Origin of the sequence: Algibacter pectinivorans, from assembly GCF_900112595.1 — a bacterium.
Taxonomy (GTDB): domain Bacteria; phylum Bacteroidota; class Bacteroidia; order Flavobacteriales; family Flavobacteriaceae; genus Algibacter_B; species Algibacter_B pectinivorans.
Window position 1 is genome coordinate 124,568 of record NZ_FOMI01000010.1, and the last position, 26,822, is coordinate 151,389.

The 26,822-nt window shown below is 31.2% G+C and carries 27 protein-coding genes; 6 read left to right on the top strand and 21 right to left on the bottom strand.

What is annotated here, in order from left to right; genetic code table 11:
• Positions 1–140: 140 nt before the first annotated feature.
• From BMY96_RS13985 to mnmE, 13 genes are all read right to left on the bottom strand, one after another.
• Positions 141–2,228 carry an HsdM family class I SAM-dependent methyltransferase gene (locus tag BMY96_RS13985; protein WP_092853257.1) on the bottom strand — a complete coding sequence of 696 codons (2,088 nt, stop codon included), beginning with the start codon at positions 2,226–2,228 and terminating at the stop codon, positions 141–143.
• Positions 2,225–2,425, bottom strand: a complete 201-nt coding sequence (locus BMY96_RS13990; RefSeq protein ID WP_092853259.1) for a helix-turn-helix domain-containing protein — start codon at positions 2,423–2,425, stop codon at positions 2,225–2,227. The genes BMY96_RS13985 and BMY96_RS13990 overlap by 4 nt, the downstream gene beginning before the upstream one ends.
• A 267-nt stretch (positions 2,426–2,692) precedes the next feature.
• The gene (locus BMY96_RS13995; protein WP_092853261.1) at positions 2,693–3,196 is read right to left on the bottom strand and encodes a hypothetical protein; all 504 of its coding nucleotides are present in this window, start codon (positions 3,194–3,196) and stop codon (positions 2,693–2,695) included.
• 11 nt (positions 3,197–3,207) lie between these two features.
• Positions 3,208–3,585: a hypothetical protein gene (locus tag BMY96_RS14000; RefSeq protein ID WP_092853263.1), complete on the bottom strand. Its 378-nt coding sequence runs from the start codon at positions 3,583–3,585 to the stop codon at positions 3,208–3,210.
• A gap of 431 nt (positions 3,586–4,016) precedes the next feature.
• The gene (locus BMY96_RS14005) at positions 4,017–4,505 is read right to left on the bottom strand and encodes a hypothetical protein (RefSeq protein WP_092853265.1); all 489 of its coding nucleotides are present in this window, start codon (positions 4,503–4,505) and stop codon (positions 4,017–4,019) included.
• A gap of 4 nt (positions 4,506–4,509) precedes the next feature.
• Complete coding sequence (locus BMY96_RS14010) at positions 4,510–5,415, bottom strand: relaxase/mobilization nuclease domain-containing protein (protein WP_092853267.1); 906 nt, start codon at positions 5,413–5,415, stop codon at positions 4,510–4,512.
• Positions 5,412–5,711 (bottom strand): plasmid mobilization protein, encoded by a 300-nt coding sequence (locus tag BMY96_RS14015; protein ID WP_092853269.1) that lies wholly within the window; start codon positions 5,709–5,711, stop codon positions 5,412–5,414. Before BMY96_RS14015 ends, BMY96_RS14010 begins: the two co-directional genes overlap by 4 nt.
• Before the next feature lie 114 nt (positions 5,712–5,825).
• Positions 5,826–6,710 (bottom strand): DUF8464 domain-containing protein, encoded by an 885-nt coding sequence (locus BMY96_RS14020; RefSeq protein ID WP_092853271.1) that lies wholly within the window; start codon positions 6,708–6,710, stop codon positions 5,826–5,828.
• A gap of 219 nt (positions 6,711–6,929) precedes the next feature.
• On the bottom strand, positions 6,930–7,937 hold the full coding sequence (locus tag BMY96_RS14025; protein WP_092853273.1) for a replication initiation protein: 1,008 nt from the start codon (positions 7,935–7,937) through the stop codon (positions 6,930–6,932).
• The gene (locus BMY96_RS14030; protein WP_092853275.1) at positions 7,934–8,218 is read right to left on the bottom strand and encodes a helix-turn-helix domain-containing protein; all 285 of its coding nucleotides are present in this window, start codon (positions 8,216–8,218) and stop codon (positions 7,934–7,936) included. Before BMY96_RS14030 ends, BMY96_RS14025 begins: the two co-directional genes overlap by 4 nt.
• A 124-nt stretch (positions 8,219–8,342) precedes the next feature.
• Complete coding sequence (locus tag BMY96_RS14035; protein WP_139205264.1) at positions 8,343–8,828, bottom strand: hypothetical protein; 486 nt, start codon at positions 8,826–8,828, stop codon at positions 8,343–8,345.
• Between the two features lie 266 nt (positions 8,829–9,094).
• A complete protein-coding gene (locus BMY96_RS14040) occupies positions 9,095–10,228 on the bottom strand; it encodes a site-specific integrase (RefSeq protein ID WP_092853279.1) in 1,134 nt (377 codons plus the stop codon).
• Between the two features lie 171 nt (positions 10,229–10,399).
• Complete coding sequence (mnmE, locus tag BMY96_RS14045) at positions 10,400–11,806, bottom strand: tRNA uridine-5-carboxymethylaminomethyl(34) synthesis GTPase MnmE (RefSeq protein WP_092853281.1); 1,407 nt, start codon at positions 11,804–11,806, stop codon at positions 10,400–10,402.
• A gap of 410 nt (positions 11,807–12,216) precedes the next feature.
• Here mnmE and BMY96_RS14050 point away from each other — a divergent pair, with 410 nt between their 5' ends.
• Positions 12,217–12,645: a hypothetical protein gene (locus BMY96_RS14050; RefSeq protein ID WP_092853283.1), complete on the top strand. Its 429-nt coding sequence runs from the start codon at positions 12,217–12,219 to the stop codon at positions 12,643–12,645.
• On the opposite strand, the gene BMY96_RS14055 is transcribed toward BMY96_RS14050, so the two are convergent.
• The 5 genes from BMY96_RS14055 to BMY96_RS14075 all read right to left on the bottom strand — a co-directional run bounded on the left by BMY96_RS14055 (position 12,630) and on the right by BMY96_RS14075 (position 17,711).
• Positions 12,630–13,463 carry a CvfB family protein gene (locus BMY96_RS14055; protein ID WP_092853285.1) on the bottom strand — a complete coding sequence of 278 codons (834 nt, stop codon included), beginning with the start codon at positions 13,461–13,463 and terminating at the stop codon, positions 12,630–12,632. The two genes, BMY96_RS14050 and BMY96_RS14055, sit on opposite strands and share 16 nt — an antisense overlap.
• 303 nt (positions 13,464–13,766) lie before the next feature.
• The gene (locus BMY96_RS14060; RefSeq protein ID WP_092853287.1) at positions 13,767–14,105 is read right to left on the bottom strand and encodes a DUF2853 family protein; all 339 of its coding nucleotides are present in this window, start codon (positions 14,103–14,105) and stop codon (positions 13,767–13,769) included.
• Positions 14,106–14,201: 96 nt separating this feature from the next.
• The gene (gene menD, locus BMY96_RS14065; protein ID WP_092853289.1) at positions 14,202–15,962 is read right to left on the bottom strand and encodes a 2-succinyl-5-enolpyruvyl-6-hydroxy-3-cyclohexene-1-carboxylic-acid synthase; all 1,761 of its coding nucleotides are present in this window, start codon (positions 15,960–15,962) and stop codon (positions 14,202–14,204) included.
• A 208-nt stretch (positions 15,963–16,170) separates the two neighbouring features.
• The gene (locus BMY96_RS14070; RefSeq protein ID WP_092853291.1) at positions 16,171–17,286 is read right to left on the bottom strand and encodes a chorismate-binding protein; all 1,116 of its coding nucleotides are present in this window, start codon (positions 17,284–17,286) and stop codon (positions 16,171–16,173) included.
• A 2-nt stretch (positions 17,287–17,288) separates the two neighbouring features.
• Positions 17,289–17,711, bottom strand: a complete 423-nt coding sequence (locus BMY96_RS14075; protein WP_092853293.1) for a PaaI family thioesterase — start codon at positions 17,709–17,711, stop codon at positions 17,289–17,291.
• Between the two features lie 119 nt (positions 17,712–17,830).
• Between BMY96_RS14075 and BMY96_RS14080 the strand changes: the two genes are divergently transcribed.
• Entirely contained in the window at positions 17,831–18,403 is a 573-nt protein-coding gene (locus BMY96_RS14080) for a GNAT family N-acetyltransferase (RefSeq protein ID WP_092853295.1), read from the top strand.
• Positions 18,404–18,456: 53 nt separating this feature from the next.
• On the opposite strand, the gene BMY96_RS14085 is transcribed toward BMY96_RS14080, so the two are convergent.
• Together BMY96_RS14085 and BMY96_RS14090 are read right to left on the bottom strand one after the other, a co-directional pair.
• Positions 18,457–19,404 (bottom strand): NAD(P)H-dependent flavin oxidoreductase, encoded by a 948-nt coding sequence (locus tag BMY96_RS14085; RefSeq protein WP_092853297.1) that lies wholly within the window; start codon positions 19,402–19,404, stop codon positions 18,457–18,459.
• A 71-nt stretch (positions 19,405–19,475) separates the two neighbouring features.
• Positions 19,476–20,705, bottom strand: coding sequence for a class I SAM-dependent rRNA methyltransferase (locus BMY96_RS14090; RefSeq protein WP_092853299.1), 1,230 nt, complete (start codon positions 20,703–20,705; stop codon positions 19,476–19,478).
• A gap of 165 nt (positions 20,706–20,870) precedes the next feature.
• Here BMY96_RS14090 and BMY96_RS14095 point away from each other — a divergent pair, with 165 nt between their 5' ends.
• The 4 genes from BMY96_RS14095 to BMY96_RS14110 all read left to right on the top strand — a co-directional run bounded on the left by BMY96_RS14095 (position 20,871) and on the right by BMY96_RS14110 (position 24,480).
• The gene (locus tag BMY96_RS14095) at positions 20,871–22,466 is read left to right on the top strand and encodes a hypothetical protein (protein ID WP_092853301.1); all 1,596 of its coding nucleotides are present in this window, start codon (positions 20,871–20,873) and stop codon (positions 22,464–22,466) included.
• Positions 22,459–23,541 (top strand): lipid II:glycine glycyltransferase FemX, encoded by a 1,083-nt coding sequence (locus BMY96_RS14100; protein ID WP_092853303.1) that lies wholly within the window; start codon positions 22,459–22,461, stop codon positions 23,539–23,541. The genes BMY96_RS14095 and BMY96_RS14100 overlap by 8 nt, the downstream gene beginning before the upstream one ends.
• A complete protein-coding gene (locus BMY96_RS14105) occupies positions 23,538–24,023 on the top strand; it encodes a hypothetical protein (protein WP_092853305.1) in 486 nt (161 codons plus the stop codon). Before BMY96_RS14100 ends, BMY96_RS14105 begins: the two co-directional genes overlap by 4 nt.
• Positions 24,024–24,156: 133 nt before the next feature.
• Positions 24,157–24,480 (top strand): DUF805 domain-containing protein, encoded by a 324-nt coding sequence (locus BMY96_RS14110; RefSeq protein ID WP_092853307.1) that lies wholly within the window; start codon positions 24,157–24,159, stop codon positions 24,478–24,480.
• A gap of 341 nt (positions 24,481–24,821) precedes the next feature.
• Here BMY96_RS14110 and dnaK read toward each other — a convergent pair whose 3' ends face one another.
• A complete protein-coding gene (dnaK, locus tag BMY96_RS14115; RefSeq protein ID WP_092853309.1) occupies positions 24,822–26,723 on the bottom strand; it encodes a molecular chaperone DnaK in 1,902 nt (633 codons plus the stop codon).
• Positions 26,724–26,822: the final 99 nt, after the last annotated feature.

Here is a 26,822-nt window from a genome sequence, read left to right on the forward strand (position 1 = left end):
TTATATACTTTTGTACTCTAATTAAGATATTATAACATCACGATAAAAAAGGAAGATAGGTTTAAATGGTTCTGGATACAATTCCGCATTTTCTCGCTACTTCCTTAGATACAAAGGGAACTTTAAAAGGTTCCCTTTTTTTATAATATATTTTCAAGTTCTTTTAATTTATCTTCTAAACTATTTAAGTTTCTCTTAATTTCACTTAATGGTTTTAATTGTTCTGGTTTATAGAATACTTTATTAAAGTTAATTTCTACACCAATAGTATTATCTATATATTTAAAAGGCTTTGTAATATATTTAGCCATAAAAGATGCAATGTTTTGCTGATTGTCTTCTTCTATTGGTAAATACGGTATTACCTCATAATCCTTTTCGTAATCAGGTGTTAACTCAGTTGAAATTAAGATATAAGCATCTTTAGTTTTTGTTGCTTTTTTATATGATGCTTTAATTACTATTTTACCACAGCCTAAAGCTGCTTTACTTCCCTTCGTTTCTTCTATGATAGTTTCCTTATCAGAATCAAAATAATAACTCGTTTTGGCTGTAGTTACTTTTAAATCTGCCTCTTTATAATCTAAATTGGCTACTAAAGGCTTTACACCTTCAACATAGTATTCCATTAAAGAATTATATTTTTTAGCATCAAAGGATCTAATTTCAAAATCTACAATTTCTATAGTTTTATCTTCTGTAACTTGTGTTATTTTAGTAGGATTTAGTTTTGTAGATTTTGCTCTAATTTCTTCTCCTTCTTTATTTTTCTTAACAGGTAATTGGCTTTCAAATGTTTTTCCATCTTCATCAACATTGGTCAACATTATAGCTTGTTTGTTATAGTAGAAATGCCATTTATCAAATACTTTTGCATAATCTGTATCTTCAAAATTGATTAAAGCATCTACAATAGTTTTTCTGTTATCAAATACCATTTCTTTACGTTTCTTACCTTTACTTTTCTTTAAAGGTTCGTAAAAATCACTTCCATTAATTAAGATTACTTTGTCTTTACGTTCTTGGACTTTATTCTTGTTGAAAATCCATAAATAGGTGTAAATACCTGTATTGAAAAATTCATCTGTAGGCATTTGTATAATAGCTTCTACCCAATCGTTATCAAAAAAATATTTTCTAATATTACTTTCACCACTTCCTGCATCGCCACTAAATAAGGTAGAACCGTTATGAACTACAACCGATAAGCCTTTAGAATCTAATTGCGATAAAATATGTTGTGTAAATAAAAATTGACCATCTGAAATTGATGGTAAAGCGTGAAAACGTTCTGTAGTATCGTTTTCTATATCTTTTTTGTAGCCTTTCCAATCTACACCATAAGGCGGATTTGCTACAATAACATCAAACTGTTTTTCTATAAATGAAATATTAGTTAATGTGTTACCATAACGTATATCTGAATCTGTACGAAAACGACTTTCTATTTTTGCTAATGCATATAAACTATCACTCCAATCCTCACCGTAGGTTTTTGTAGGTCTGTTATAGCTTTTTTGAATTAAATCTTCAACACCAAAAAGTAGGTTTCCTCCACCACAGGTTGGGTCATATATGGTTAGAAACTCTCCGTTATCTTCAATTTTAGATAAGATAATTTCTGTAATTAAAGCTATAATATCATCAGGTGTATATTGCTCTCCAGCGGTTTCGGCAGATATATCAGCCCATTTACGTTTTATATGTTCTTCTAAAGTGGTTATATCAGAGTTATTGAAAGGTGTTAAATCTATTTCACTCCATTTTTTAACCGTATCAAAAAGAATATTCTTTTTACGTAATTGTCCGCTTAGACCTGAAATATCTAAATATTTTTCTTCTGTGTTTCCTCTATCAACACCCAATAATTCTTTTGTTTCTGGGTCGAATGCTTTTAGGTAGGTATCAAAATCATTATCGAATGTTGTATCATTCTTACAGATGTCTGCTAATGTTTTGTTTTGCCTAATTACAACTTCATTATAACCTATGTTATAATCTTTAAACTCTTCAAAAAAGTCGTTAACATCTTCTATATCATCAATAGTTTCTACTCCAAAATCTTTTAATAATTCTTTGTAATGACGTACTAATCTACTTTCCAACATTATCATTGCAAAGTAAGGCATCATATATTTTGGAAAGTCTGACTGCTTTATACCTGCACCAATTAAAAGGTCGGCAGTAGACCATACTTTAGATTCGTATTGTAATATATTTTGGCTCATTGTTTTTCTCGTTTCGTGTCTAATAATTCTTTAGGGTCAACTTGCAGGATTTCTCCAATTCTATAAAGTGTCTCCAAACTAGGTTGCTTCCTGTTTTGTACGTAACCATTAACAGTATTAAAGCTTTTGCCTAATTGTTCTGCAAGCCAGACTTGCTTAATTCCTTTTTCTTCAAGAACAGCTTTAATTCGGTTCATTTTGTTATTTTAATAAAGTTCTAAATATAGATGTTTCATTTGTAAAACACATCGCATAACGTTATGTTTTTATATTCAAATTTTGCTTACATTCAATAAAAAACCGCACATAGCGGTTATTTTAAATTTAATCCCTCAAATTGAGGGACAATTAGTAATCCTAGAAAATCTGTTCTATAGTATTAATATGACAAAAACACCAATTAGTGGTAACTATCTCAATATTTTACTATGATATTTTAAAGGCTTCTTAACTTTTGTCGTCAACTATTTTTCAGTTAACTTATAAAATTTGAAATGAATTTTACTCGACAACCTATCATTTACAATTAGACCTTTTTTATAATCCATTTCAAATAGTTCATAAAAATCTGTATAGTAATACTTATTTCCACTTTCTGTTGTTATAAGTTTTATTTTTTTGTTTTCAGCTAATTCTAATTTAGTTTCAGCATCAAAAACATCATATTCAAGACAAAACTGAACTCTTGTTCTGTAAATTCCCATTGTAATTTGCCCATAGCTTGGCTTGTCTATATTACCTCGATATACCACCGTATCATTATATACGATTTCAAATTGATAAGTTATTAGGTTATTTTTTGTTGAATTTATTAAGGTTTCATCGGGTTCTTTTGATGACCAACCTTTATTAATATTTTTTTGTAAATATTCTAAATCCTCTATATTTAGTTCTGTTTTTTCAATATCCTGTCCGTTAGTAAATAGAAAACTGGCTAAAAGTGAAATTGTTAATATGATTTTTTTCATAGTATTTTTTATTAGTGAGATTTTTGAGAAACGATATCTCCAGCTAAGTGAAGACCTAAGCCTGAATGGTATAATTTATTATTGGTATCAAAACATTTACCACATAAACGATAATCTGCTTCGGCATACGTGTAGAATTTCTCCCTACTTTCTATTATAACATCATACGATTTAAAACACATAAAACAGTCTATAGTGTAAATTGCATATTGTTTAATTGTACTCCATTCATTAAGGCAATAAGTACCTTTATATTTATCTAAAAATTCCTTTTCTGACATTACAAACTCCTCAATACCGTTAACTGTGTGATTTTTGAAATATTCGTGAATCATTTCTATTGCATCAATGCTTAATTTTCCATTGATAATTATTTCTTTTTGTTTCATAATTGGGTATAAAAAAAGCGTGGAACTGGACTTACTAGTTTTAGAGGTCTCGCCAGAAACCCATCCACCACATAAGAACAGCCCACGCCGTGGCGTGGGCGTCTCAACTTAGATGTGGTGGAATTCAAAACCTGGCGAGTTTCTAAAACCAAATCAAAAGCTAAACGCTTCATATTTTAATATTAAATTATTTTTCTCTTATATTATTTATTTTGTTCTCTACAAATTTAGGAATTTATATTTCTAAATAGTTGTTTTTTAAAGCTGAAATGCATTTGTTCTCAACGATTAAAAAAACCTTTTACTATTATGCTATTTTACATTTTAACTATAAAACTATAATGCATTAAAATAGTAAAACTATATTGATGTTAAACTATAAAGTAATAATAAGACTTTGTAGTTTTAATATAATAAATCAAAACTGTAATTTATTTCTCCTTCCAATTATTATACTTCAATGCTTCTTTTTGATTTTTAAGGAAGTAGCTATGATAGTCATAGGCTTGTTTCTTAAACTTATTTCTATCTTTTAATACATTTTCATATTCGCTTTTTTCAACTGAATTCTTAACTGCGATGTAAAATGATAGTCCTGCTGTTGAAAGAAAAAAAACATTCAGAATAATCAGATAAAGCAATCTTTTTGAGCTAACTTTTTTATGAATATTCAATAATTCCTTATTATTTTCTCTTGTTTTTGCGTGAAAATTTTCAAAATCGTTTTTAATAATATCACGATTGGATTGTTTCATTGCTTCAAGTTCTGCAACATTAAAATCTACCTTTATACTATTTAACTTCGAGATAGATTTGTTTAAAATATCGTTTCGTTCTCTAATGACCTTATCGAAATTTGACATTTGCTGAATTAGTACCTCTACCAATTCAGATACTTTTGGTTGGGATTGTTTAGCCATAGTTTTAGCGTCTTAGTGATTTTCTTTTTCTCGATTTCTTTTGTCTTAAATTTTCATCTTGACTCTCGCCACCAATAAATGCTAGTTGATTAATTATTGATTTTAAAACTGAAGTATTTAAACTATAATCATTTATTACATATTCTTTATTCAAGTTATTTGAATTTCTCGTTATCTCATTTTCACTAGAAAATAGTTTATTGAGCTTTAAATTTCTATCTACTTCACTTGCTTTTAAATTTGTTCCTGAAGCATCGTGTATAAAACGATATCCTTGAATATTACCTTGTTTATTGATAGTTGGCAAAACTTGAATCCCATACTTTGCCATTTCTTTTTGATAAGTTATGAGGTTTTTAGGCTTCGCTTTTAAAACTAAGTAATGCGCTTTCTTGATGATACTTCGAACTTCTTTTGTAGATTCTTTTCGTTCACGCTCTTTAGTTTCCTTTATGTCTTTAGCTGAAGACCATCCATATTCCGAAGCCATCTTATGTGCAGCTTCTTGTGCCTTTTTACTAATAAAACTATCATTTATTAATTTGCCATCTGATTTCACACGATTTAGTAGAATATGTAAGTGCTTATGGTCTTTTTCAGTATGTACAAAGGCAATAAATTGATTTAATTTAGGGTCTAAATTCATTTCCTTTAAGAAACCTTTTGTTAGTTCCTTTAACTGGTCGTTGGACATACGACTACTATCTTCAATAGTTGGGGATAAAACAATACTTATAGTATTGTTCTTACATTTCAAATTTTGATTTTGCATAATAGCCATATCGGAATACAATTCTTTAGGTGTAACTCCAGATAGACCATTACGCAAAAGTTCATATCCCTTTTCTTCATTAACCACATAATGAAAAAGCGCAGTTCCGCCTGGGCAAGATTTTGCTTTACTTATCATTTCAATTTATTTAAATGTTCTCGTATTAGTTTGGCTGTATCTATGGAAGTTTCTTTAACTCCAGTAACATCTCCTAATTTGAATAAATTACCTATCCTCCTGAAATTATCTCCAAACTTATTTAGCTGTTTATAAACTTCAATTTCATCATAAGTAAGCTTATAAGTCAAAGGGTAATCTAGCGCAATATTTCTTAGGTATTCTGAAACCGAACATCCAGTTTTATATGCTTTATGTTTAATTATAAGATGTTCTGTGAGCGTAACTCTAAACTCTATTTTCTTGTTTTTTTTCATTTTATCTCTTTAAAAATTTTGCGACCTTCGGGATGAAAAACGTGATGTTAATGTGCTGACAAAATGAAATTTGTCAGGACATTGACACCTCTCGATATATTTTACCCTTAAAAACTAGCGTCTATATGCCATTAAGTAATCATTAACGTCATTATATTTTTTGAATTTTAAGCTTTCATTTAAGAACTCTCTTTTACAATTTTCTTGAATCAGTTTTGTCGCTTTAATACCAGATTCATCATTATCGAAAAACGTCTTAACAGTTGTGTAATTTGGTAATACTTCTATTGTATTTTTTACTATTGAAGTTGAATTTGTTATTATAAAATCTTCATTTTCTTTATGGGGCATTAAAGTCAAGTAGGATAAAAAATCTGAGAAACCTTCAAATAAATTCAGGGTGTTAGAGTCATTTTTGATGGTTGTGATTGCTTTAACAAATAAGCAACTCTGAAAAATTTTATTTCTTGTTTCATAACCTCCAAGGTCATTTTTAAATGCAATAGTATAAAAGGGCTTTAGCCTATTATCACTTTTAGATTTTTTGGCGTTGTTTGAGTTTGTTTTTTGAATATTTAAATAATGTAACTCAATACAATACTTTCTTGCGGTTGAAACGTCAATCTTTCTTTCGTGTAAATAACTAATCAATGTCGCTTTTTGGATTCTCCGCTCACTAACAATTTCAATATTTTGAGTTGTTTCGTTATTCGCCTTTTTTGGCTTGTGAAAAGAAAAAGATTTGCTTTCCAATAGTTTTAGCGCCTCACTTATTGAGCACATCTTTAACTTAATCATAAAATCAAGTGTGTTACCACCTTTTCCTTCGCCGTGGTCAAACCATTTATTAATTTTTGAGCATACTTTGAATGAAGGTGTGGTTTCATTCCGAAACGGACTAAAAAACCAAACATCATATTTAATCCGTTTTACAGGATAAAAATTGAGTGATGCCAGCAACTCAATTAAATCTAATTCTTTTGCAGTTTTGCTATTCATATCTTTTTCTTTTCATCAGCATTTATTGATTTTTACCCTACTTGTTTATTTATTGTAGGTTAACCTTATTGTAGAGCGATTGAAACACCTACGGTTACTACACTTAACAGAAGTTAATCACACAAAATGACGAAGTTTTAAAATGGCTATCACACAAATTGACGAAGTTCATCACACAAAATGACGAAGTTCAGCGTCTCAATCACACATATCTTTTTTTTAGTGTGATTTGGAATTTGGGACTCCTTTTACACCCACTTCTTTAAGTATTAATTTGTTCAGTAAGTTTTTGATATCAGCTTTAGTTTTTTTGCCAGAAGTATAATCATCATCTAATCTTAAAAACCGTGAGTATGCTTTATCAATTTTACCTGATTGAGCAATTGATTCAGAATAATCTAATGCCTTAGTGTCCATCTGATTTGAATAGAAGCGATTTAAGAAGTTATAAACAAAAATGTACTGTTTGCTATCAATACCTCTATACTCATCTTTAACTTCTGTGTTTCTATGGAATTTAAAGGTTATTGAATAATAAGAGCTTCCTCGTTTGTGTAGCTTAAAACTAAAGAAGACATCTGCTCTTTTTTTTAGTTCTTGTTTAGGGTCTTCTAAAAAACGTGTTCTTAAATGAGATATCTGTTTGTATTTTTCGCCTGTATTCATTAATAGCCTAAATTCTTCAACCGTACATTCAAAGCCACCTTTATCAATCCATCTACAACATAGCTCATACATACACTTAGCAGGATTTGTTGTAAGACTTATAGCTATTGTTTTTTGAAAGCTTGTGTAACCACCACCTATATAACAGAAAAACCTGCAAGCTGACGATGGCACCCAAAAAGAAATATATTCAGAATTTCTTTCGTAGGTTAAACCACTTACCAATAAAGTTGCCGAATCTAATATCTTATCAGCTCTATTACCATTAGGTATATTCATTTCGAACTCAACTTGTTTTGAACCTAAAGATTTTACAGCATTTTTGATACGATGATAATTACGATGCTTATCTAAAAGCTTTAACTCCACAATAACTTCTTGCTCTTTATAATTTTGATTCAAATCCTTAGACATAACCTTTTGAAGTTGGTCTAAAACTGTGTAGATAATATTCTTCTCTAACGTCGATAGAGCAAAACGAGCAGTTAAAATATGATTAGGCTTTTTTATGAACCGTGTGGCTTCTTCTTGATTTGTTTTCTTTAAATAAGAAGCTTTCATCTTCTATTTTTTAAAGAATAATCAAGCGCTTCTTGCTCAATTTCATCAATAGATTTTTGAGGATTTTGAAGTAACCAAGCTTCTAACTTGTCCCTATCGAAAAAAATAGCTTTTCCATTTGGCTTACTGTGAGGTACGATTTTCCCAGATGTAAGCTTATACATATAACTGGAAGAATAGTTTGAATACTGACAAGCTTCGTCAAACGAAAGCACCCTCTTGGATGCAATTAAAAGTTTTTCAATTCTATCGAGTCTTTCATCTAATTGTAGTGTGTTCATTTCCTAATTTTTTTAAATTAATGATGAACAATTGCGCAATTGTTTTTGATTTTGTTTGATATCTGAAAACAAACCTATAACAAAGTAAAGATGATAGGAAATAGGTATAGGTAAACAATAGGTATTACCTATATTTCATAAGGGATTTGATTGATTCACTCATATCTGAGAGATGATTAGGGTTTTTGTTATTAATCCATTTACTGTGTGTATTCGAAAATTTGTCTTTGGAATATAAAGCTCCGTTTTTATTTTGAAAGTACTCTACGATTACATTTTCTATAAACATCTTATCTTCAGTACAGAATAATTCGCCAATAAAATGATATAGTGCTTTTAAGTTACTTTTATGTTTTTCCTTGAAATTTCCTTCAGAGTAAAGCCAAACAATTTTTTCCTCGGAAGTTAAACGGTTAAGCTTAATTAATGAATTAAAATTCTCTTCGCTAGAAGAAAAATACTTATTATTGAATTGGTTATAGAACTCAGTTTCTTTATTTGGAACTGATACAAAAATAGAATCTAGCTTATCTTGAAATAGGTTTCTACTTAACTCGTTAATCTTCTTAGAAAAATTGATTAAAGTCGATAATATAATAATTAAGGACATTACATAAAAAAGACTAAAACATAGAATTAAGATTATTGTAACAAACAATCCAAATCGTCCTGATGAATTATTTGAAATTAATAACCAAGCGGAAATGCAAGTTAAAGGGTATGATAGAGAGAGATTTGCGAATCGACGTTTTTCAATTTTGACATTCCAAATTTTGGGAATATCATACATAACGCACCAATAGAAAATAAAATAATGACGAAAAATAAAAAAAGTTAATATTAGAAAAAGAATTATTAAAATAAATTGTGGCTCAATCATAAGTTTATATCAAGTTTGGGTATTAGTTCAGAAGCTTCTTTCATTTTACTATCAATAATCCTAGTGTATATTTCAGTAGTCCTTATTTCCTTATGTCCTAAACGTTTAGAAACCGTATAAATGTCAGCTCCGTTCTCCAAAAGTAAAACTGCATTCGTATGTCTGGCACTATGGAAAGTAATATGTTTAGTTATTCCCGCTCGCATACACCATCTTAATATTTCCGCATTAAAATGAGCACCATATTTTAATCCTTTAAAAACCTTGTTTACTTCTCCTGTCCGTTCTCCTAACAAAGAACGCGCTTGGTCAGAAATATAAAGATATTCTAAACCGTCTGTTTTTTTCTGGCGAAATATGATACGACAACCAGTATCTTCATCCCGAACTTCCGACCATTTAAGTTTGTCTATATCGCTCCAACGTAAGCCACTTAAACAACTAAAAATGAAGGCATTCTTTAAAACTTGATACTTACAATCAGCTTTTGCTAAAGCTTGCAATTCAGAATGAACTAAATATTCTCGTTGAGATTCGCCCTGGTCAAAAGATTTTATTCTTTTGGTAATATCCTCTGTAAGAAAGCCATCCTCAAAGGCTTGACGTAATGCTGCTTTGAATTTATTAAAATAAGTGTACTTAGAATTTTGAGAAAGTGCAATCCCACTTTTTGTAACACTCTTAGAATCTAAAAACCGTTTAAAACCCTTAGCAAATTCATCATCAACATTATCAAAAGTCAATGTTGGCGAACAATATCGCTCTAAATGTTTACCTGCTGCATCCCAATTACCATAGTTACCCTTACTCTCATTGCGTTCATTTTTAAGCTCATTGTAATAATCTAGAAATCTAGTTTTAGACTTCTTATCATTCTTAATGCTATGCTTGCCTTGAAAATATTCAGATTTCCTGATGGATAAAATCTGATTAGCTAACTGAACCGTTTCCTTATCTTTCTTTTTATCAATAGCCGTTTGTGGTTCTTGAAGTGTGTAGAGCTTTAGATACTCAAAACTTCTATTGTGTTTCATTGTTCCATTCTTATCAACGTAAGAACCATCATAAAATTCAATGTACCAGCTAAGTTTACCGCTACTTAATTTTTTCTTCTTTAGACTAATTTGCATACGTGGTGTATTTACTACACCTTATATATCAAAAAAAGAAACGAGGTGTATTTTAGATGTAGTAAAAGTAATAAAAATAGTTATACAAAGGAAAGTGTAAATTGTATAAAATAGCTTAAAGCACCGCTTTTATTGAGTTTATTTGACATTAACTTCTTTTGTTTTCCTTTGTTACTTCCCAATACAAAAGTTAGCAAAAATATTACCAAGCAACTCATCATTAGTTACTTGACCTGTTATCTCTCCAAAATGATATAAAGCCTGACGAATATCTATAGCCATTAAATCACTTGATAGATTACTATCTATACCTTCTTGTACTTTTTGAATTTCTTCTAAAGCTTTCAATAACGAATCGTAGTGCCTTGTGTTAGTAACAATCGTTTCATTGTTTCTTAATGCACCAGTATTTACAAAACTAATTAGCTGACTTTTCAATTCCTCTACGCCCCTGTTATCTTTAGCAGCTAGTAGTATATATTTAGAACCTTCTATAGTGCCTAAAAACAATTCTAACTGTCCAATCTCATTTTCTGAAAGTTTATCAATTTTATTAGGAACAATTAATAATGGTTTTAAAGGATATTTATTTTTTATTTTTTCAATTTCAACCTGAAATAAATTAGAGTTTTCAACAAACTGGGTCGCATCAAAAAGATACAATACAACCTGTGCCTGCTCAATTTTCTCAAATGTTTTTTTTATCCCTATACTTTCAACAACATCTTGTGTTTCACGAATTCCTGCGGTATCTATAAACCGGAATCCGATACCTTCTACAACCAACTCATCTTCAATAGTATCTCTAGTTGTTCCTGCAATGTCCGATACTATAGCGCGTTCTTCATTTAGCAAGGCGTTTAAAAGCGTAGATTTCCCCACATTTGGTTCGCCAACAATAGCCACAGGAATACCGTTTTTAATCACATTACCCACAGCAAACGAATCTATTAAGCGTTTTAAAACAAAACGAATACGCTCTACCAATTCCTTAAATTGCGTTCTATCAGCAAACTCCACATCCTCCTCTGCAAAATCAAGCTCCAATTCTATTAACGATGCAAAATTTAAAAGTTCCTCTCTAAGTTTAGCTATTTCACTAGAAAAGCCACCACGCATTTGCTGCATAGCTATTTGATGCGACGCTTCATTATCACTAGAAATTAAATCGGCAACAGCTTCAGCTTGACTCAAATCTAACTTAGCATTTAAAAACGCTCGAAGTGTAAACTCGCCAGCAGTTGCCATTCGGCATCCTTTTCTAACAAATAATTGAATAATTTCTTGTTGGATGTAATTAGAACCATGACACGAAACCTCCACAACATCTTCTCCCGTGTAAGAATTTGGATTTTTAAAAACAGATACCAATACTTCATCAATAGTTCTATCGCCATCCATAATATGACCTAAATGTATGGTATGCGTTTTTTGTGAAGCTAACGCCTTATTAGTTTTAACAGATTTAAAACAGGCGTCTGCTAGTGCTATAGCCTCGTTACCAGAAAGTCTTATTACAGCAATAGCACCAGCGCCAGATGGCGTTGCTAGAGCTACTATAGTGTCTTGATTTATCATGTGGTAAAAATACTAAATTTGAAATGCTATTAATAGCAAATAATTTTTAAAATATGGTCTAGGCTTAAGCTTAGTTAAATCAAGGACAAGCTTCGGTTAAAAAACACCATAACTAACACAGTAAATACTAATTTTAAAACTCAAATAATCAAACAGTTATAATTAATTAGTTTTCATTAAAAACCTTTAGTTATTAAAAAGAATGCAACCTTTAAAATACGAAACATACTTTAGTGTAAGATTTTTAATAAACAGTTACTATATATTTAAATAAACAAACTAAAAACAGTAGGCTTTTGGCCTTATTATGTAAACATAATGTGACCAACTAAGTATTTATGTGTCACATATAGAATTAATTACCCTTTATTAATCCACCTAGAGCAACGAGGAAAATATTTGCAATTAAAATGAAGCTAATACAATCTGAATTTTCTGAACAAATTAAGAAGTTCGTCGAAAACGAAGTTGGCTATATTTATTTCTTTAACCATATAGCCGTTATTGAGATAAATGAAGGCATACATTTAGACATTACTAATGCTCACAAAATTACAGATGAACTAAACAGTTATTTTGAAGAAACTAAGCCTTATGGCGTAGTGGCAAACCGAATAAATTCTTACTCTGTAAACCTAGTTCATATACCTTTAATAAAAAAAATGGCAAAAAACCTTTATGCCTATGGTGTGGTTGGTCATGATTTAGCAGGAAAAATGAATGCTGCCATAGAAAACGATTTCTGTAAAGCCGACAAGGTAGAATACGACAGTCTATTCGATGCCGTAAATTCCATCTACCAAAGAGTTAAAAATAGTTCCTTTTATTCTACTAAATAAATACCGTCGCTTTTAATCTCTATTAAGCGCTTTTTATATAACGTTCCAACAGCCTTTTTAAAGTTCTTTTTACTCATTTGTAAAGCGTCTTTAATAGCTTCCGGACTCGATTTATCTGTTAAATTTAAAAAGCCATTATCATCCTGTAACGCTTTCATAATACGATCTGCGTTAGGCTCAATATTTCTATACCCTACTTGGCCTAAAGTAATATCAAGTTTGTTTCCTGGTCTAATTTTTTTAACGATGCCTTTAAGCTTATCGCCCACACTTAAATCTCTAAAAATACTATCCTTATAAATTAAACCAATATGTTTTTTGTTTACAATAACGTTAACACCAATGTCCGATGGATGCGACACAATTAAATCAACCTCCTCAAACTCACTAATCGTTAACTCGTTATTATCTAAAAAGCGGTTTGTTTTACTAGATGCCACTAATCTATCGGTTTTTTCATCCAAATAACAATATACCAAATACCAACCACCTTGCTTCATTTTAAAAGCCTGCTCACTAAACGGGCAAAACAACTCTTTTACCAATCCCCAATCCAAAAAAGCACCATAATCTGTAACTTGGTTACAACGCAATAAAGCAAATTCGTTAATTTTTATATAAGGCATATCGGTAGTGGCAACAGGACGCTGCTCATTATCCAAATACACAAATACATCAAGCTTATCCCAAATCATAAAAGATTCAGGTACATATCGATTTGGCAATAACACTTGGTTATCCTCATCATCAATTAAATAAACTCCGTGTTCAGATTCACGAAGTATTTCAAGCGTATTTATTTCCCCTAATTTTATCATGGCGCAAAGGTAATAAATTTTAAATCTCGCACGATATTAATAGGCATACAAGTTATACTAATAATACAACTAATTTCAATAATTTTTGGGCGCATCACCTCCTTTGGTCGGTGTCGGGCTATTCGCTGCAAGTCCTCGCACCTCCTTCGTCGGGCTGTGGGCTTTCCACTACTATCCCTTGCGCATGTCATGGCTGCAACAAAGTACAAACAACTAAGGTTCTTAACTCGGGTTTCATAAAATGTAAAACAAAAAAAAACGCTACAATAATGTAGCGTTTTTAAATATGTTATAAACTAGATACTAGTAAATAGACTCTTTACCAAAATGCTTAGTAAGCATGTAATAAACCACAGCTCTATATTTGTTACGGTTAGATTTTCCATAAGTTTCCATTACAGATGCAATAGCTTCATCCAACTTAGGTCCATCACTTAATCCTAATTTTTTAATTAAGAAATTATTTTTAACAGTAGCTAATTCAGAGTCATCAGATCCCGAAACCGTTGCAGCATCCTTATTATAAATAGATGGTCCACAACCAATAGTTACTTTAGTTAATAAATCCATGTCTGGGTTAATACCGCATTTGTCTTTTAAATCGGCAGCATATTTTACAATAAGCTCGTCTCTTTTACTCATAATAATAAAGTTTAAATATGTTAGAAAATAATGATATAGTTATCCGTTTTAAAGGTACTAATTTTTTGACACAATAATTATTTAACGGTCACATTATTATCTAATAAACTCGAAGTAATTTAGCAGTATTTCGTCATTTATAGCCTTTGGCGTAAAAATTTCTAAAAGTTTAGGTTGCTCACTTTCCTTGTAAAACGATTCTAAGCTTGTTTTAAGCGTTGCTTCATCTGTTGCTACCTCATAATCTAAACCATACATTTTACATACATGTTCGGCAGTTAAATTATGGTTGGTTTCAAAATAGGTATCAAAATTCTCGGTGTTTTTATGGCCAGGTAAAATTCTAAAAATACCGCCACCCCTGTTATTCACAACAATAATTCTAAGGTTTTTAGGTATGTAATTATTCCAAAGCGCATTGCTATCGTAAAAAAAACTTAAATCGCCTGTTATAAAAACGGTTGGTTTCGTGCTAGCAACAGCACAACCAATAGCTGTAGATGTACTTCCATCAATACCACTCGTGCCTCTATTACAATACACCTCAATACTTTTAGGTATTTTAAATAGTTGTGTATATCTAATGGTCGAGCTGTTTCCAGATTGCAATATATAATCATCTGGAATCGATTTTAAAACACTATTAAACACCTTAAAATCCGAAAACGGAATTTCTGCCATATAGGCTTTATGTCTCTTACTTCTATGTTGTTTTACCGCCGTCCATGTGGCCTTATAATTACTTTTTACGTAATGCGTAACTCGTGGTAAAAACAACTTAAAAAAGTCGTTTGGCGATTTTTTAATATGAGTTTCTAAACAAAAAAACGTATCGTTAGCCATTTTATCATCAATATGCCAATGGTGTTTTGGCTGGTATTGACGCAAAAACTGTTTAATTTTTTTTGAGATAATTAAGCCTCCAAAAGTTACTAGAATATCTGGTTGTAACTGCTTTTTTTCATCCGGGTTAAGCGGCGCAATTAACTTATCAATACTAGGAAAAAAACTTGGGTGATGTAAGTTCGATGTGCTTTCGGTTAAAACAATTACACTATCATCTTCGGCTATTTCGTCTAGCCATTGCTTCTCTATTTCATTTGGTCCGTTTACACCTACCAAAATCATTTTTTTTGATGCTGAATTCCAATCTTCAAAACAAGATTTTAAAACATAATCTTCTACATCCTCTTCCTTAGCTGCAGCTTCAATTACTTTTGGCGAAACGCTCAAGGTTTCAACCATATCATATAAAGGCTCATCAAAAGGCACATTAATATGTACGGGACCTTTTTTTATGTTCGCCACATTTATGGCTGTATTTATTTCTTCTTCATTATTGGTTTGAATATCTTTTTGCAGTCCCAATAAACGTTCAAACTTATCTTCTAGGTTTTTAAAAATAGGAAGTTCTTCGTGACTTGGCACCTGCTTTTCATCTTTTAAATCTAGCTTTAAATTAGCCGAGTATAAAATATGGTTTTCAAAAACATTTTTCTGGTTAATGGTTTGCCCATCGCCAATACCAACTAAATGTTTAGGTCTGTCTGCCGAAATAACCAATAACGGAATATTACTGTAAAAAGCCTCAGAAACTGCCGGATAATAATTTAGTAAGGCGCTACCCGAAGTACAAACTACGGCTGTAGGTTCCTTTAGTTGTTGTGCTATTCCTAGTGCAAAAAAAGCTGCACAGCGCTCATCAACAATGCTATAACATGTAAAAAAGGGATCGTTAGTAAAACCAATAGTTAACGGTGCATTTCTACTTCCTGGCGAAATAATAATGTGCTTAACACCTTTAGTTTTACAAAGTTGAATAACGGTTTGGGCAAGCGGAATTTTAGGGTAAATCATGTAGCAATTTTATAAAAGAACTCATTTTAATTTTTTCCATTGCTAAAAAAAAGCCATTATATTTTATATGCCGTCTATTTAAGTATACTTAGCGATGCTTTGCCTAAAAAAACAGTTTCATATAAACATATTTTAACTCTTTTCTGGGTATAATAAAAAAGTCAAGATGAGTGCTACAAAAATACAAAATAGCCCTTTAAATTACCATTTATAAAACAGATTTAATAACTACCGATTTTGATACCGTTTCAGCCCACTCGCTAACTGCATTGGAGCTTTCGGTTACACCACCACCAACATAAATTATGGCCGCTTCATTTTTTAGCTGCATACAGCGTAAATTAACATACAACTGGGTGCTTTTGCGCTTTACAGCATAAGCTCTATTTTCTATATTACGTTTACTCGATCTTGGTGCAATAATGGTTTCGCAATTTAACTCACCTAAAAAACCCGTGTAAAATTCGCGGTTATAATTTTCGTTTTCTAATATAAATTGTTTTGCCATTTGCTTTGGCAAACCACAAACCGCAGGTGTTGGGTGCAAGGCTTCAATAACTTGTTTTAATGGCGTATTGGCTTTTAACTGCGCCATAATCATGGTTTTTAAATGCACTAAATTTCCGGCTTTTACGGTTTCGACTTCCGAAACTTTAAAAGCCTCCACCGATGGTTTAAGGTTATCAACTATAAAATCGGTTACAAATTGCTGTTCTTGTTTTTCTTTATTTTGCCAAACTACATCCAAACTACCGGTATACTCTTGCGTGCCTGCTAAGGCCATTATTGAAAACCGCTGGCCTTCAATTTTAATTAACGTTTCTGGCGTTGCACCTAACCACAGTCCTACTTTTGGGTGATACCAACAATATACAAATGCCGATTTATAGGTATTTAAAAGCCGTTTAAAAATCTGAAACGGATTATCTTCTTCAAGTTTTACCGTTTCTTGACGCGATAACACCACTTTCTTTAAATCTGAATTTAAAATGGCTTCTACGCCTTTATTAACCACATTAATATGAAAATGCTCCGCTTCGCGTGATGCGCCCGGTAACGATTTAGGAGCTTCAACGGATTCTTGAACGACATAAGACGTTGAAATAATTTCGGATAAAGCACTAGGTATTAACACTGTTTTTGTTATATCATCAAACGGCGAAAACACAAAACCATCTTCTGTAAAATCTGCAGTAAAATGTAAACTAGAATCCTTTTGTAATCGTGCCGAAACTTTACCTTGGTTAGGTTTCCTGTAGCTTACAAATGGTAATTTATTTTGAAAATGCGATTCAATACGCTCAAAAAAATCGTTTGAAATCATTCTTATTTTTTAGGTAAAGCAATAGTTGAAAGCTTACAGATTGAAATTAAATTATCGGCGTCGTCGGTTACTCGAATTTCCAATAATTGTGTTGTTCTGCCTTTGTGAATAAACGTTGCTTTTGCATAAACAAATCCCTCCTTTACACTTTTTAAATGATTTGCCGAAATTTCTATGCCGCGAACAAAAAACTTATCGGTATCAATAAAAATATGAGAAGCAAAACTACCAACACTTTCTGCTAAAGCTGCTGTAGCACCGCCATGCAAAACACCATCTGGCTGATATACTCTAGAGTTAACGGGCATTCTTGCAATTAGAAAGTCCTCACCAAAGTCAATCATTTCAATTTGTAATGTTTCCATTAAAGTGTTTTTACACGCCAATTTAGCGCGCTCCAACGTATCTTTTTTAGATAATTGCATATAATAGTTTATTTTTATTCGCAGTTGTAAAAGTACAAAATGCTAGAACAATCATAGATAAATTTAAGTTCAATTTAAGAGATTCATTCCCTTTATGGCATGATAAAAAAGACCTATTAATGAAAACACCAATCTTAGAAAATAACCGCGTAAAACTACTCCCCTTAAGCTTAGAAAATTACACGCATTTAATAGACATTGCCAAACAAGATAAATTGGTGCAATATTCCCCTAGTAAAATTGACACACCCAAAGATTTAGAAATTTATGTAAAAACAGCTTTAGAAAGAGCCGAAGCAAATAAAGCTATGCCGTTTATTATTTTCGATAAAGAAAAACAAACCTATGCGGGCTGCACTAGGTTTGGCCATATAAACAGCTATAATAAAGTTTTATATATTGGTTGGACTTGGATTGGACGAGAGTTTCAAAGTACAGGATTAAACATGAATATGAAGTTTTTAATGCTGCAATATGCCTTTGAAACCTTAAAATTTGATAAAGTAGGCTTTACTATTGACGAACGAAATATAAGATCTAGAAAGGCGGTTGAAAAAATTGGTGGTACTCTAGAAGGTATTTTAAGGAACGATGTATTAATGCCCGATGGATTTAAACGTAGTACGTGTTGTTACAGTATTTTAACAGAAGAATGGGACACTATAAAAACAACTATTTTTAAGGGTTTTTAAAATATTAAAATTTAATCCTACGTTTTGACTTTACTACTAAAAAAATAATTCAATTAATTTACCAAACGCTCTATTATTGCTTTAGTAGGTAAAATTTTATCGGTATGCTCTATACTTGGTCCTGCAACCCAAACGGTTTTATAGGTCGCTTTGGTTGCTGCATTTTTAGTCGCATTCATACCTATTGAAAAGCGAATCATTTTAACCCACTTTTTAAGTTTTTTGTTCTTGTTTAAAACAGATTCAAGCCATGTTTGTTTAGTACCTATTTTTTGAACATAATCTGTATTTATTACTGTACATGGTGTTCCAGAGATGCGCTCGGTCATTACAATATCTTCTGCGCCATAATCGACACACGCTTGTTTATACTCGTCTGTTACGCCTGCTTCAATAGATGCAATAAACGGACTTCCAACAGATACGCCTTCTGCACCATAACTTAGCATTTTATCCATATCGGCTTTACACCCTACACCACCAGCAGAAATAACTGGAATATTACAATTTGTACTTAAATCTTTAATTAAAACCTCTGGCGATATATTTCCACGATGCCCTCCTGCTTGATTATTTACTGCTATAATAGCATCGGCTCCTAAGCTTTCTACTTTTTTAGCAAAACGTAAGTCGGTAACATCGCAAAAAACTTTAATCCCTGCTTTATGGGCTTGATTTATGGTTTCTTCTGGACTTCCTAGTGAGGTAATTATAAAATCGCAACCTTCCTCACAAATCACTTCCAACTGGCCTTTATACTTTACATTCGATTTATTTACAATAAGATTAAACCCAAAAGAACCTCCTTCTGGTTTTGAAGATTTTAACTCTCTTAAAGCCATACGCAACTCATCTAAAGTCCTGTAATTTAAAGCAGGAATACAACCTGCTATACCGCCATTCATAGCTTCTTTAACCATAGAAACGTTAGAAACCAAAAACATTGGTGCCTGAATAATTGGATATTTAATTTGTAGAAGTTGCGTGATTTTAGTTGTCATGGTTTCATCTTATTTCGACAAATATAATCATTATTTTATTATGCATGCATAACAAAATAAACATTTAAAAACTACCCTTTAAACCTATAATACCCACATTTTAAATAAGCGCCTTCTGGAAAGCCAATAGGATGATCGGTATCATGACCTGTTTTTAAAACCACTTTATAAGATCTTTTTGTAGCTGATAAAGTTCTATGGTTAATTTCAAAAAATTGATCGGCTAAAACTCGTGATGAACAGGATGCTAAAACCAACAAGCCATTTTTAGCTGTTAATTGTTCGCCTAATTCTGCTAGTTGGGCATATTTCTTTTTAGCTAAATCAATTTCCGAAGCTTGTTTTGCAAAACTTGGCGGATCTATAACCACCACATCAAAAGTCACGTTATTTTTTATAAGTTGCTTCAATTCCGCGAAAGCGTCGCCAGCAATAGTTTTATGTGTTCCGGAATAGCTATTAAGTTTACCATTTTCTATGGCTATTTCTAGAGCTTGCTTGCTAATATCTAAACTTGTAACTTGTTTGGCTCCATTGGCTAAAGCGTGTACCGAAAATCCGCCAGCGTAACTAAAAACATCTAAAACGGTTTTACCCTTGCTCCACTCGCCTACTTGTTTTCTATTGGCACGATGATCTAAAAAATAACCAGTTTTATGTCCTTTTATAACGTTTGCCGAAAAGTTAACACCATGTTCTACAAATTCTACAACTTCATTTTCTAAAATACCATAAACCACTTCGCCATTTTCAAGTTTATGTGCTTTAGATTGCTCTAAACTTCTACTTAAACGCACTACAACAGTTTCGGCTTGGGCTGTTTGCTGTAAACTAGGAATAATGCTTTCTAGATAAGGCAACCATATTTCCGAATAAATTTTTACTACCAAAACATTGGCATAAACATCGGCAATAAGCCCTGGGAAGCCATCATTTTCTCCAAAAAGCAAACGGTAACTATTGGTATTAGTTTTTAATAAAGGTTGTCTTTTTGAATATGCTTCTTTTATTTTATTTTGAAAGAATACTGCATTAATTTCTGCTTTTTCATAGCTACTATGCAACATTTTAATGCGAATGGGTGAATTGGCATCGTATAACCCTAAACCAACTACTCTGTTTTTATTTTTACTAAAAATGATGGCTAAATCTCCAGATTTTGCATCGTCATTTATTTTTGTAATATTATTAGAAAACACCCATGGATGTCCTTGCACAACAAACTGTTCGCCTTTAGAGTTTAACTTTACAGCCAATCGTTTTGGGGTATATTTAGATTTTATTTTTGATGAAAAAGACATGTTTTTTATTTCTGGTAAAAATAAATGTTTTGAATGGATATCTGTGAAGTATTATAAACTTATACATAGCTTGTCTTTGTATAAAAAAACGACTAACTTCGTTTAACGTTGGGTATGAAGTATTAAAACGATTTAATATCCGAAAGAACATTGCAATACATTAAAATGATAGAAGGAATATATTTAAAAAATAAAGATTTAAAAAAAAACTACAACATCTTATTTGAGAATCAAAATGTTTTTGAAAACACAATTTCACTTAAAGTAATTAATGATATTGAAGTTAAGGATATTTCTTTTGAAATTAAGTTTACAAAAAAGATAATTGCATACAGATCCCATGAATATAAATGGAAAAAAATAAATAGAAAAAAAAATCATATTTTAAATCAACACTGTCCAAAAATAATAGTTTTTGAAGATTACACTTATATGCTTAGTTCAAAAAATATTGGCGCTTGGGAGATTCAAAACCCAAATCAAATTTTATGGATATTGAAATCCTCAGAATTACATCCGATATTTAGCTATGGAAAAGGCAACTACAGAAACTTTGTAGATTATTTTAAATTAGAAAACTATAAATTAAAATTATTATTCTCTAAAAAACCTGTTCCAGAATTCAGTCGCTCAAAAATTCCTTTTACACCAATTATATGCTTCACAGATCATTGCGACTTTGATACAAATGAAAGTCTAGAAAAACAATTAACTTTTTTTAGCCAGAATAATGTAAAAGTTTCTAAAGGCTTTTTCCTAAATCATTTTTCAAAAAGAGAGAATAATAGTTCCTATGAAAATGATAAATCATTATTATTAAAATTTGATAAAAGTGGACATGAATTATTTTACCACGCATTGACTCAATCTATTCGAAAAAATAAAACGGCAATAAATGAATTCGTTAATTTTAATCCCCCTAAAGAATTTCTTGTCTCTACTTATGTTGATCACGGTTATCAACCTTACAATTATACTTTAAAAAACCATTCTGAACTAGGTGAAAAAGAATGGACTAAAATCATCTCTGAAAAAGGAATAAAAAATTTGTGGACATATTTAGACTCTGGAACTTCTCAAAAAGGAATTATAAATCAATTAAATCCGTATAGTTTTACTCCCAAAAGATTAATTAAAAATCATATTTTTAGGCCTATCTTCATTTTCAGGACTTTACTTTTTTTTAATAGTACTGAAGAATTGCTTTTAAAATACAAACTTTCAGCTAGTCATTTCAAAAAAATTTTGTTGGGAAAAGAAATAAAACTAGTTCCTCTATTTTTAACCACAGTTTATAAATGTTTATTCTACTGTATTTCGACCATCTTAATTAAGAAAAAAAGAAATAAAGTATTTAAATATTCTAAATACACCCCCTTTATTTTTCAACACAAAATAAAGGGTATCACTTTTAACTTTTTCCAAACTGTAGAGGTTACAAATTTTGAAAAAACATTTTCAAAAAAAAACATTGAATTACTCATTGAAGAATCTGGTGCAATTATAGCACATTGCTATTTTTCATCACCTCTAACAACACAAAAAGGTAAATTGTTTCACGGAGATACAATATCAAAAATAAATGAAGAAAATTTTGCTCTATTGAAAGAGAAACTACAAAAAAATAAAATATGGAATCCAACAATTAGTGAATTGATTAATTTTACAACTGAAACATCCAAATTGGAATATCACACAATTGAAGATGAAATAAAAGTTAAGGCTACTACAATACCTACACGATATATAAAATATGTATAAATTTACATGGACAAAAAAAGAAAGTGATTTTAAAGAATGGAATCAATTTTTGGTTTCTACACCACAGGGCCATTATTCTCAAATAAGTCATTGGCTAAAATCCTATAAAAGTTATGGATTCGATTACGACTTACTAATTGTAAGAAATGAAGAAAACAAAATTATTGGTGGGCTCGGTGTTGTTATTTCAAAGTTTTCTTTTCTTAAACTATGTTCGTGTTCCTGTGGTCCAATAGTAAAAAAAGATTATACTTTTTTGGTTGAAGAATTAATTGAGCATTTTAAAAATAGAGCAATAGCAATAAATGCAACTTGCTGCCAAATAATGATTCCTATACTCAAATTTAAAAACAAAAATATTGAACCTCACTGTTTAGACATAAAGCTAAAAAAGTGCTTAGCCACCAGTAATAGAGGTAATATTATTAAATCTGTGGCAATAGTAAATGGTTTTAGAGAAGTTAAAATTGATAATACCAACAATAATATTGAGGAAGATATTCTAAAAACATTTAACAAAAATACTCGCAGGAATATTAAGAGAGCATATAAAAATGAACTAATTATAAAATATGCCAAAACCATTAATGAGATAAAAAATGCATATCGAATTATCGAATTAAATGCTAAAACTCAAGGTTACCCTTTAAGGTCATGGGAGGATTTTAAAGACACTCTTATAGAAATGGTTAATGATGATATATGTTTAATTCCTGTTTGCTTAAAAAATGAAGTCATTAAAGGAGCTTTAATTGTTATACAAACAGGTAAACGTTTAACTTATATATCTGGGGGAACCATACGTGAAAAGGAAGATTTAAAAACAGGTCACTTTCTACATTATGAAATGATAAAGTTATCAATTAAAAAAAAGTATAATTTCTATGATATTTCTGTTGGAGGAAGTAAAGGTGTCACTAAATTCAAAGAAGGATTTGGAGGTAATCATGTAAAATTCAATGAACCATTGTACTGGGTTTTAAATAAAGAAAAATTTTATATTTATGAAAAAACAATACCCTATTTAAAAAAACACAAAAAAACAATTTCAAAAATTATTAAATTTTTTAAATGAAAATTTTAAAGAAAATATTTCCTAAAAAAATAAATCAATTAGTATTTTTTATTGATAAAAACACAGATCTACCTGAATTAAAATATAAAGGGGAAAATTCTAAAATATTCATAAACAAAAACAATAAAATCATTAATCATCAATTATTCATCAATGATAAGTTGGCATATAAAAGTAATACTTATAAAAAAATACATCTTATGAAATGTATAAATAAATATAATTATCCCGTTATTGGTGATTGCTATACTTATGAATCGTTTAGAGGTAACTCAATTTATCCTTACATGTTACAAAAAGCAAGTATTGATGCCTTACAAGAAAACAATGAGGTATATGTGTTAGTTTCTCCAAATAATATTCCCTCAAAAAAAGGGATTAAAAAATCTGGTTTCATACTTTTATGTAGTATTCAAGCAATAAGAATAGGTTATTTTTTCACTTTTAAGAACATAACGTATCATAACAAAGAACTGAGTTAAAAAACAACTCAGTTCTTCATTAATTTGGGATATTATTATTTTATTAAAAGACTTTGCAAATACGCAGGGTTTAAGTGTATAGTAGATTTTTTTTGGGGCTTGTAGAGTATATAATTGTTAAAATTGAAAAATAATGTATAATTACTTATTAAAACCTTTTATTAAGGTTTTTAAATTTAAAGGTCGTTCTAGTCTGAAAGAATTCTGGTTTTTTATTTTAATAAATTTTTTAATATCACTTATTCTAGTGCTAACAAAAAAATATCACGGTATTGATAAAATTGACATATATTATCGTTATTTATATATTATACCTTTAATTTCTTTAGGATTTAGAAGAATTCAAGATACAGGTAAAAGTGGTTTTTTATTTCTTATTCCCTTTGTAAATATTATTCTTTCTGCTCTTCCTGGAGAAGATAGCAAAAATAAATACGGAAAACCTACCGAAGAATAAAACCAAACCTAAATAAATCATTGCGTTAGGGATTGAGGCATTTGTTGAAGCTCTCTTTGTGTTGTTGCACTCCTGTCTGCCAACAGGCAGATATGCAACACAAAAAAGCGACTGCCAAAAGCCCGACCCTTGGGTAACGCCATAAAAAAACGCAACCAAATTAATGGATTGCGTTTTTTAAACTTCTAGCTTCAGTCTTACAACTTCAAGCTTTATTATTTTAAAGATTCCGAAAACAAGTTCGGAATAAGCGATTCACTCAATCTCGATAAAAACTCGAGAATGGTTCACTGCTTACTTTACTTCTTCGAAGTCTAAACTTCGACTTCGCTCAGCACAGGCTACTTAACTTCTTCGAAGTCTACGTCTTCAACATCACTTCCTTCAGCTCCGGCATCTGCCCCTGCATCTGGTCCTGGTTGAGCACCACCTTGCGCTTCCGCTTGTGCTTTGTACATTTCTTCAGAAGCTACTTTCCATGCTTCGTTAATTTTATCTAAAGCTGGAGTAATTACAGCTAAGTCTTTAGACTCATAAGCTGTTTTTAACTCTGCCAAAGCATCAACGATAGGTTGTTTTTTATCTTCCGATAATTTATCACCAAACTCTTCTAATTGTTTTTCCGTTTGGAAAATCATAGAATCTGCCTCGTTTAATTTCTGAGCATTTTCTGCTGCAGCTTTATCTGCTTCAGCATTTGCTTCAGCATCTGCTTTCATTTTCTCGATTTCCTCTTCGCTTAATCCAGAAGAAGCCTCGATACGGATATCTTGTTTCTTACCAGTTGCTTTATCTTCAGCCGATACTTTAATAATACCATTAGCATCAATATCAAAAGTTACTTCAATTTGTGGAGTCCCTCTTCTTGCTGGTGGAATATCACTTAAGTGAAAACGTCCAATTGTTTTATTATCGGCAGCCATTGCTCTTTCACCTTGCAATACGTGAATTTCTACAGATGGTTGATTATCTGCTGCTGTAGAGAATACTTGCGATTTTTTAGTAGGAATCGTAGTATTAGCCTCAATAAGCTTAGTAAATACGTTACCCATAGTTTCAATACCAAGAGATAAAGGTGTTACATCTAAAAGTAATACATCTTTAACATCTCCTGTTAATACACCACCTTGAATACCAGCTCCTAGAGATACAACTTCATCAGGATTAACACCTTTACTTGGTGCTTTTCCAAAGAATTTCTCTACTGCTGCTTGTACTGCAGGAATACGTGTAGAACCACCTACTAAAATAACTTCGTCGATATCAGATTTAGATAAACCTGCTGCTTTTAATGCAGATTGACAAGGCTCGATAGTTCGTTTTACTAAATCGTCAATTAACTGCTCAAATTTACTACGTGTTAATGTGCGTACTAAGTGCTTTGGTCCGCTTGCTGTAGCTGTAATATAAGGTAAGTTAATTTCTGTTTGCGCAGAAGAGGATAACTCAATCTTCGCTTTTTCAGCAGCTTCCTTTAAACGTTGTAAAGACATTGGGTCTTTACGTAAGTCCATATTTTCTTCAGCTTGAAACTCATCGGCTAACCAGTTAATAATTTTCTCATCAACATCATCACCACCTAAATGCGTATCACCATCAGTAGAAAGTACTTCAAATACACCATCACCTAATTCAAGGATAGATACATCATGCGTTCCTCCACCAAAATCAAATACTACTATTTTTTGGTCAGTTCCTTTTTTGTCCATACCGTATGCTAAAGCAGCAGCAGTAGGCTCGTTAATAATACGCTCTACTTTTAAACCAGCAATCTCACCAGCTTCTTTAGTAGCTTGACGTTGGCTATCGTTAAAGTAAGCAGGTACTGTAATTACAGCTCTAGAAACATCTGTTCCTAAATAATCTTCGGCCGTTTTCTTCATTTTCTGAAGAATCATAGCACTTAATTCTTGTGGTGTATATAAACGACCATCAATATCTACACGAGGTGTATCATTATCACCTTTTACCACTTTATATGGTACACGTTCTGCTTCGTTTTTAGACTCAGAATATTTGTTACCCATAAAACGTTTAATAGAATAAACCGTTTTTGTAGGGTTAGTTACCGCTTGTCTTTTTGCTGGATCACCAACTTTAATTTCACCGCCTTCAACAAAAGCGATAACAGATGGTGTGGTTCTTTTTCCTTCTGCATTAGGAATAACTACTGGCTCGTTACCTTCCATTACAGAAACGCAAGAGTTGGTTGTTCCTAAATCGATTCCAATAATTTTACTCATAATAATTTTTTATTTATTGTTTATAAATTTCCGTCTTCACAGAAACCTTGTATTCATTTTTAAATTCAGGTTGTATAAGTCAATCATTATGCCAACTGA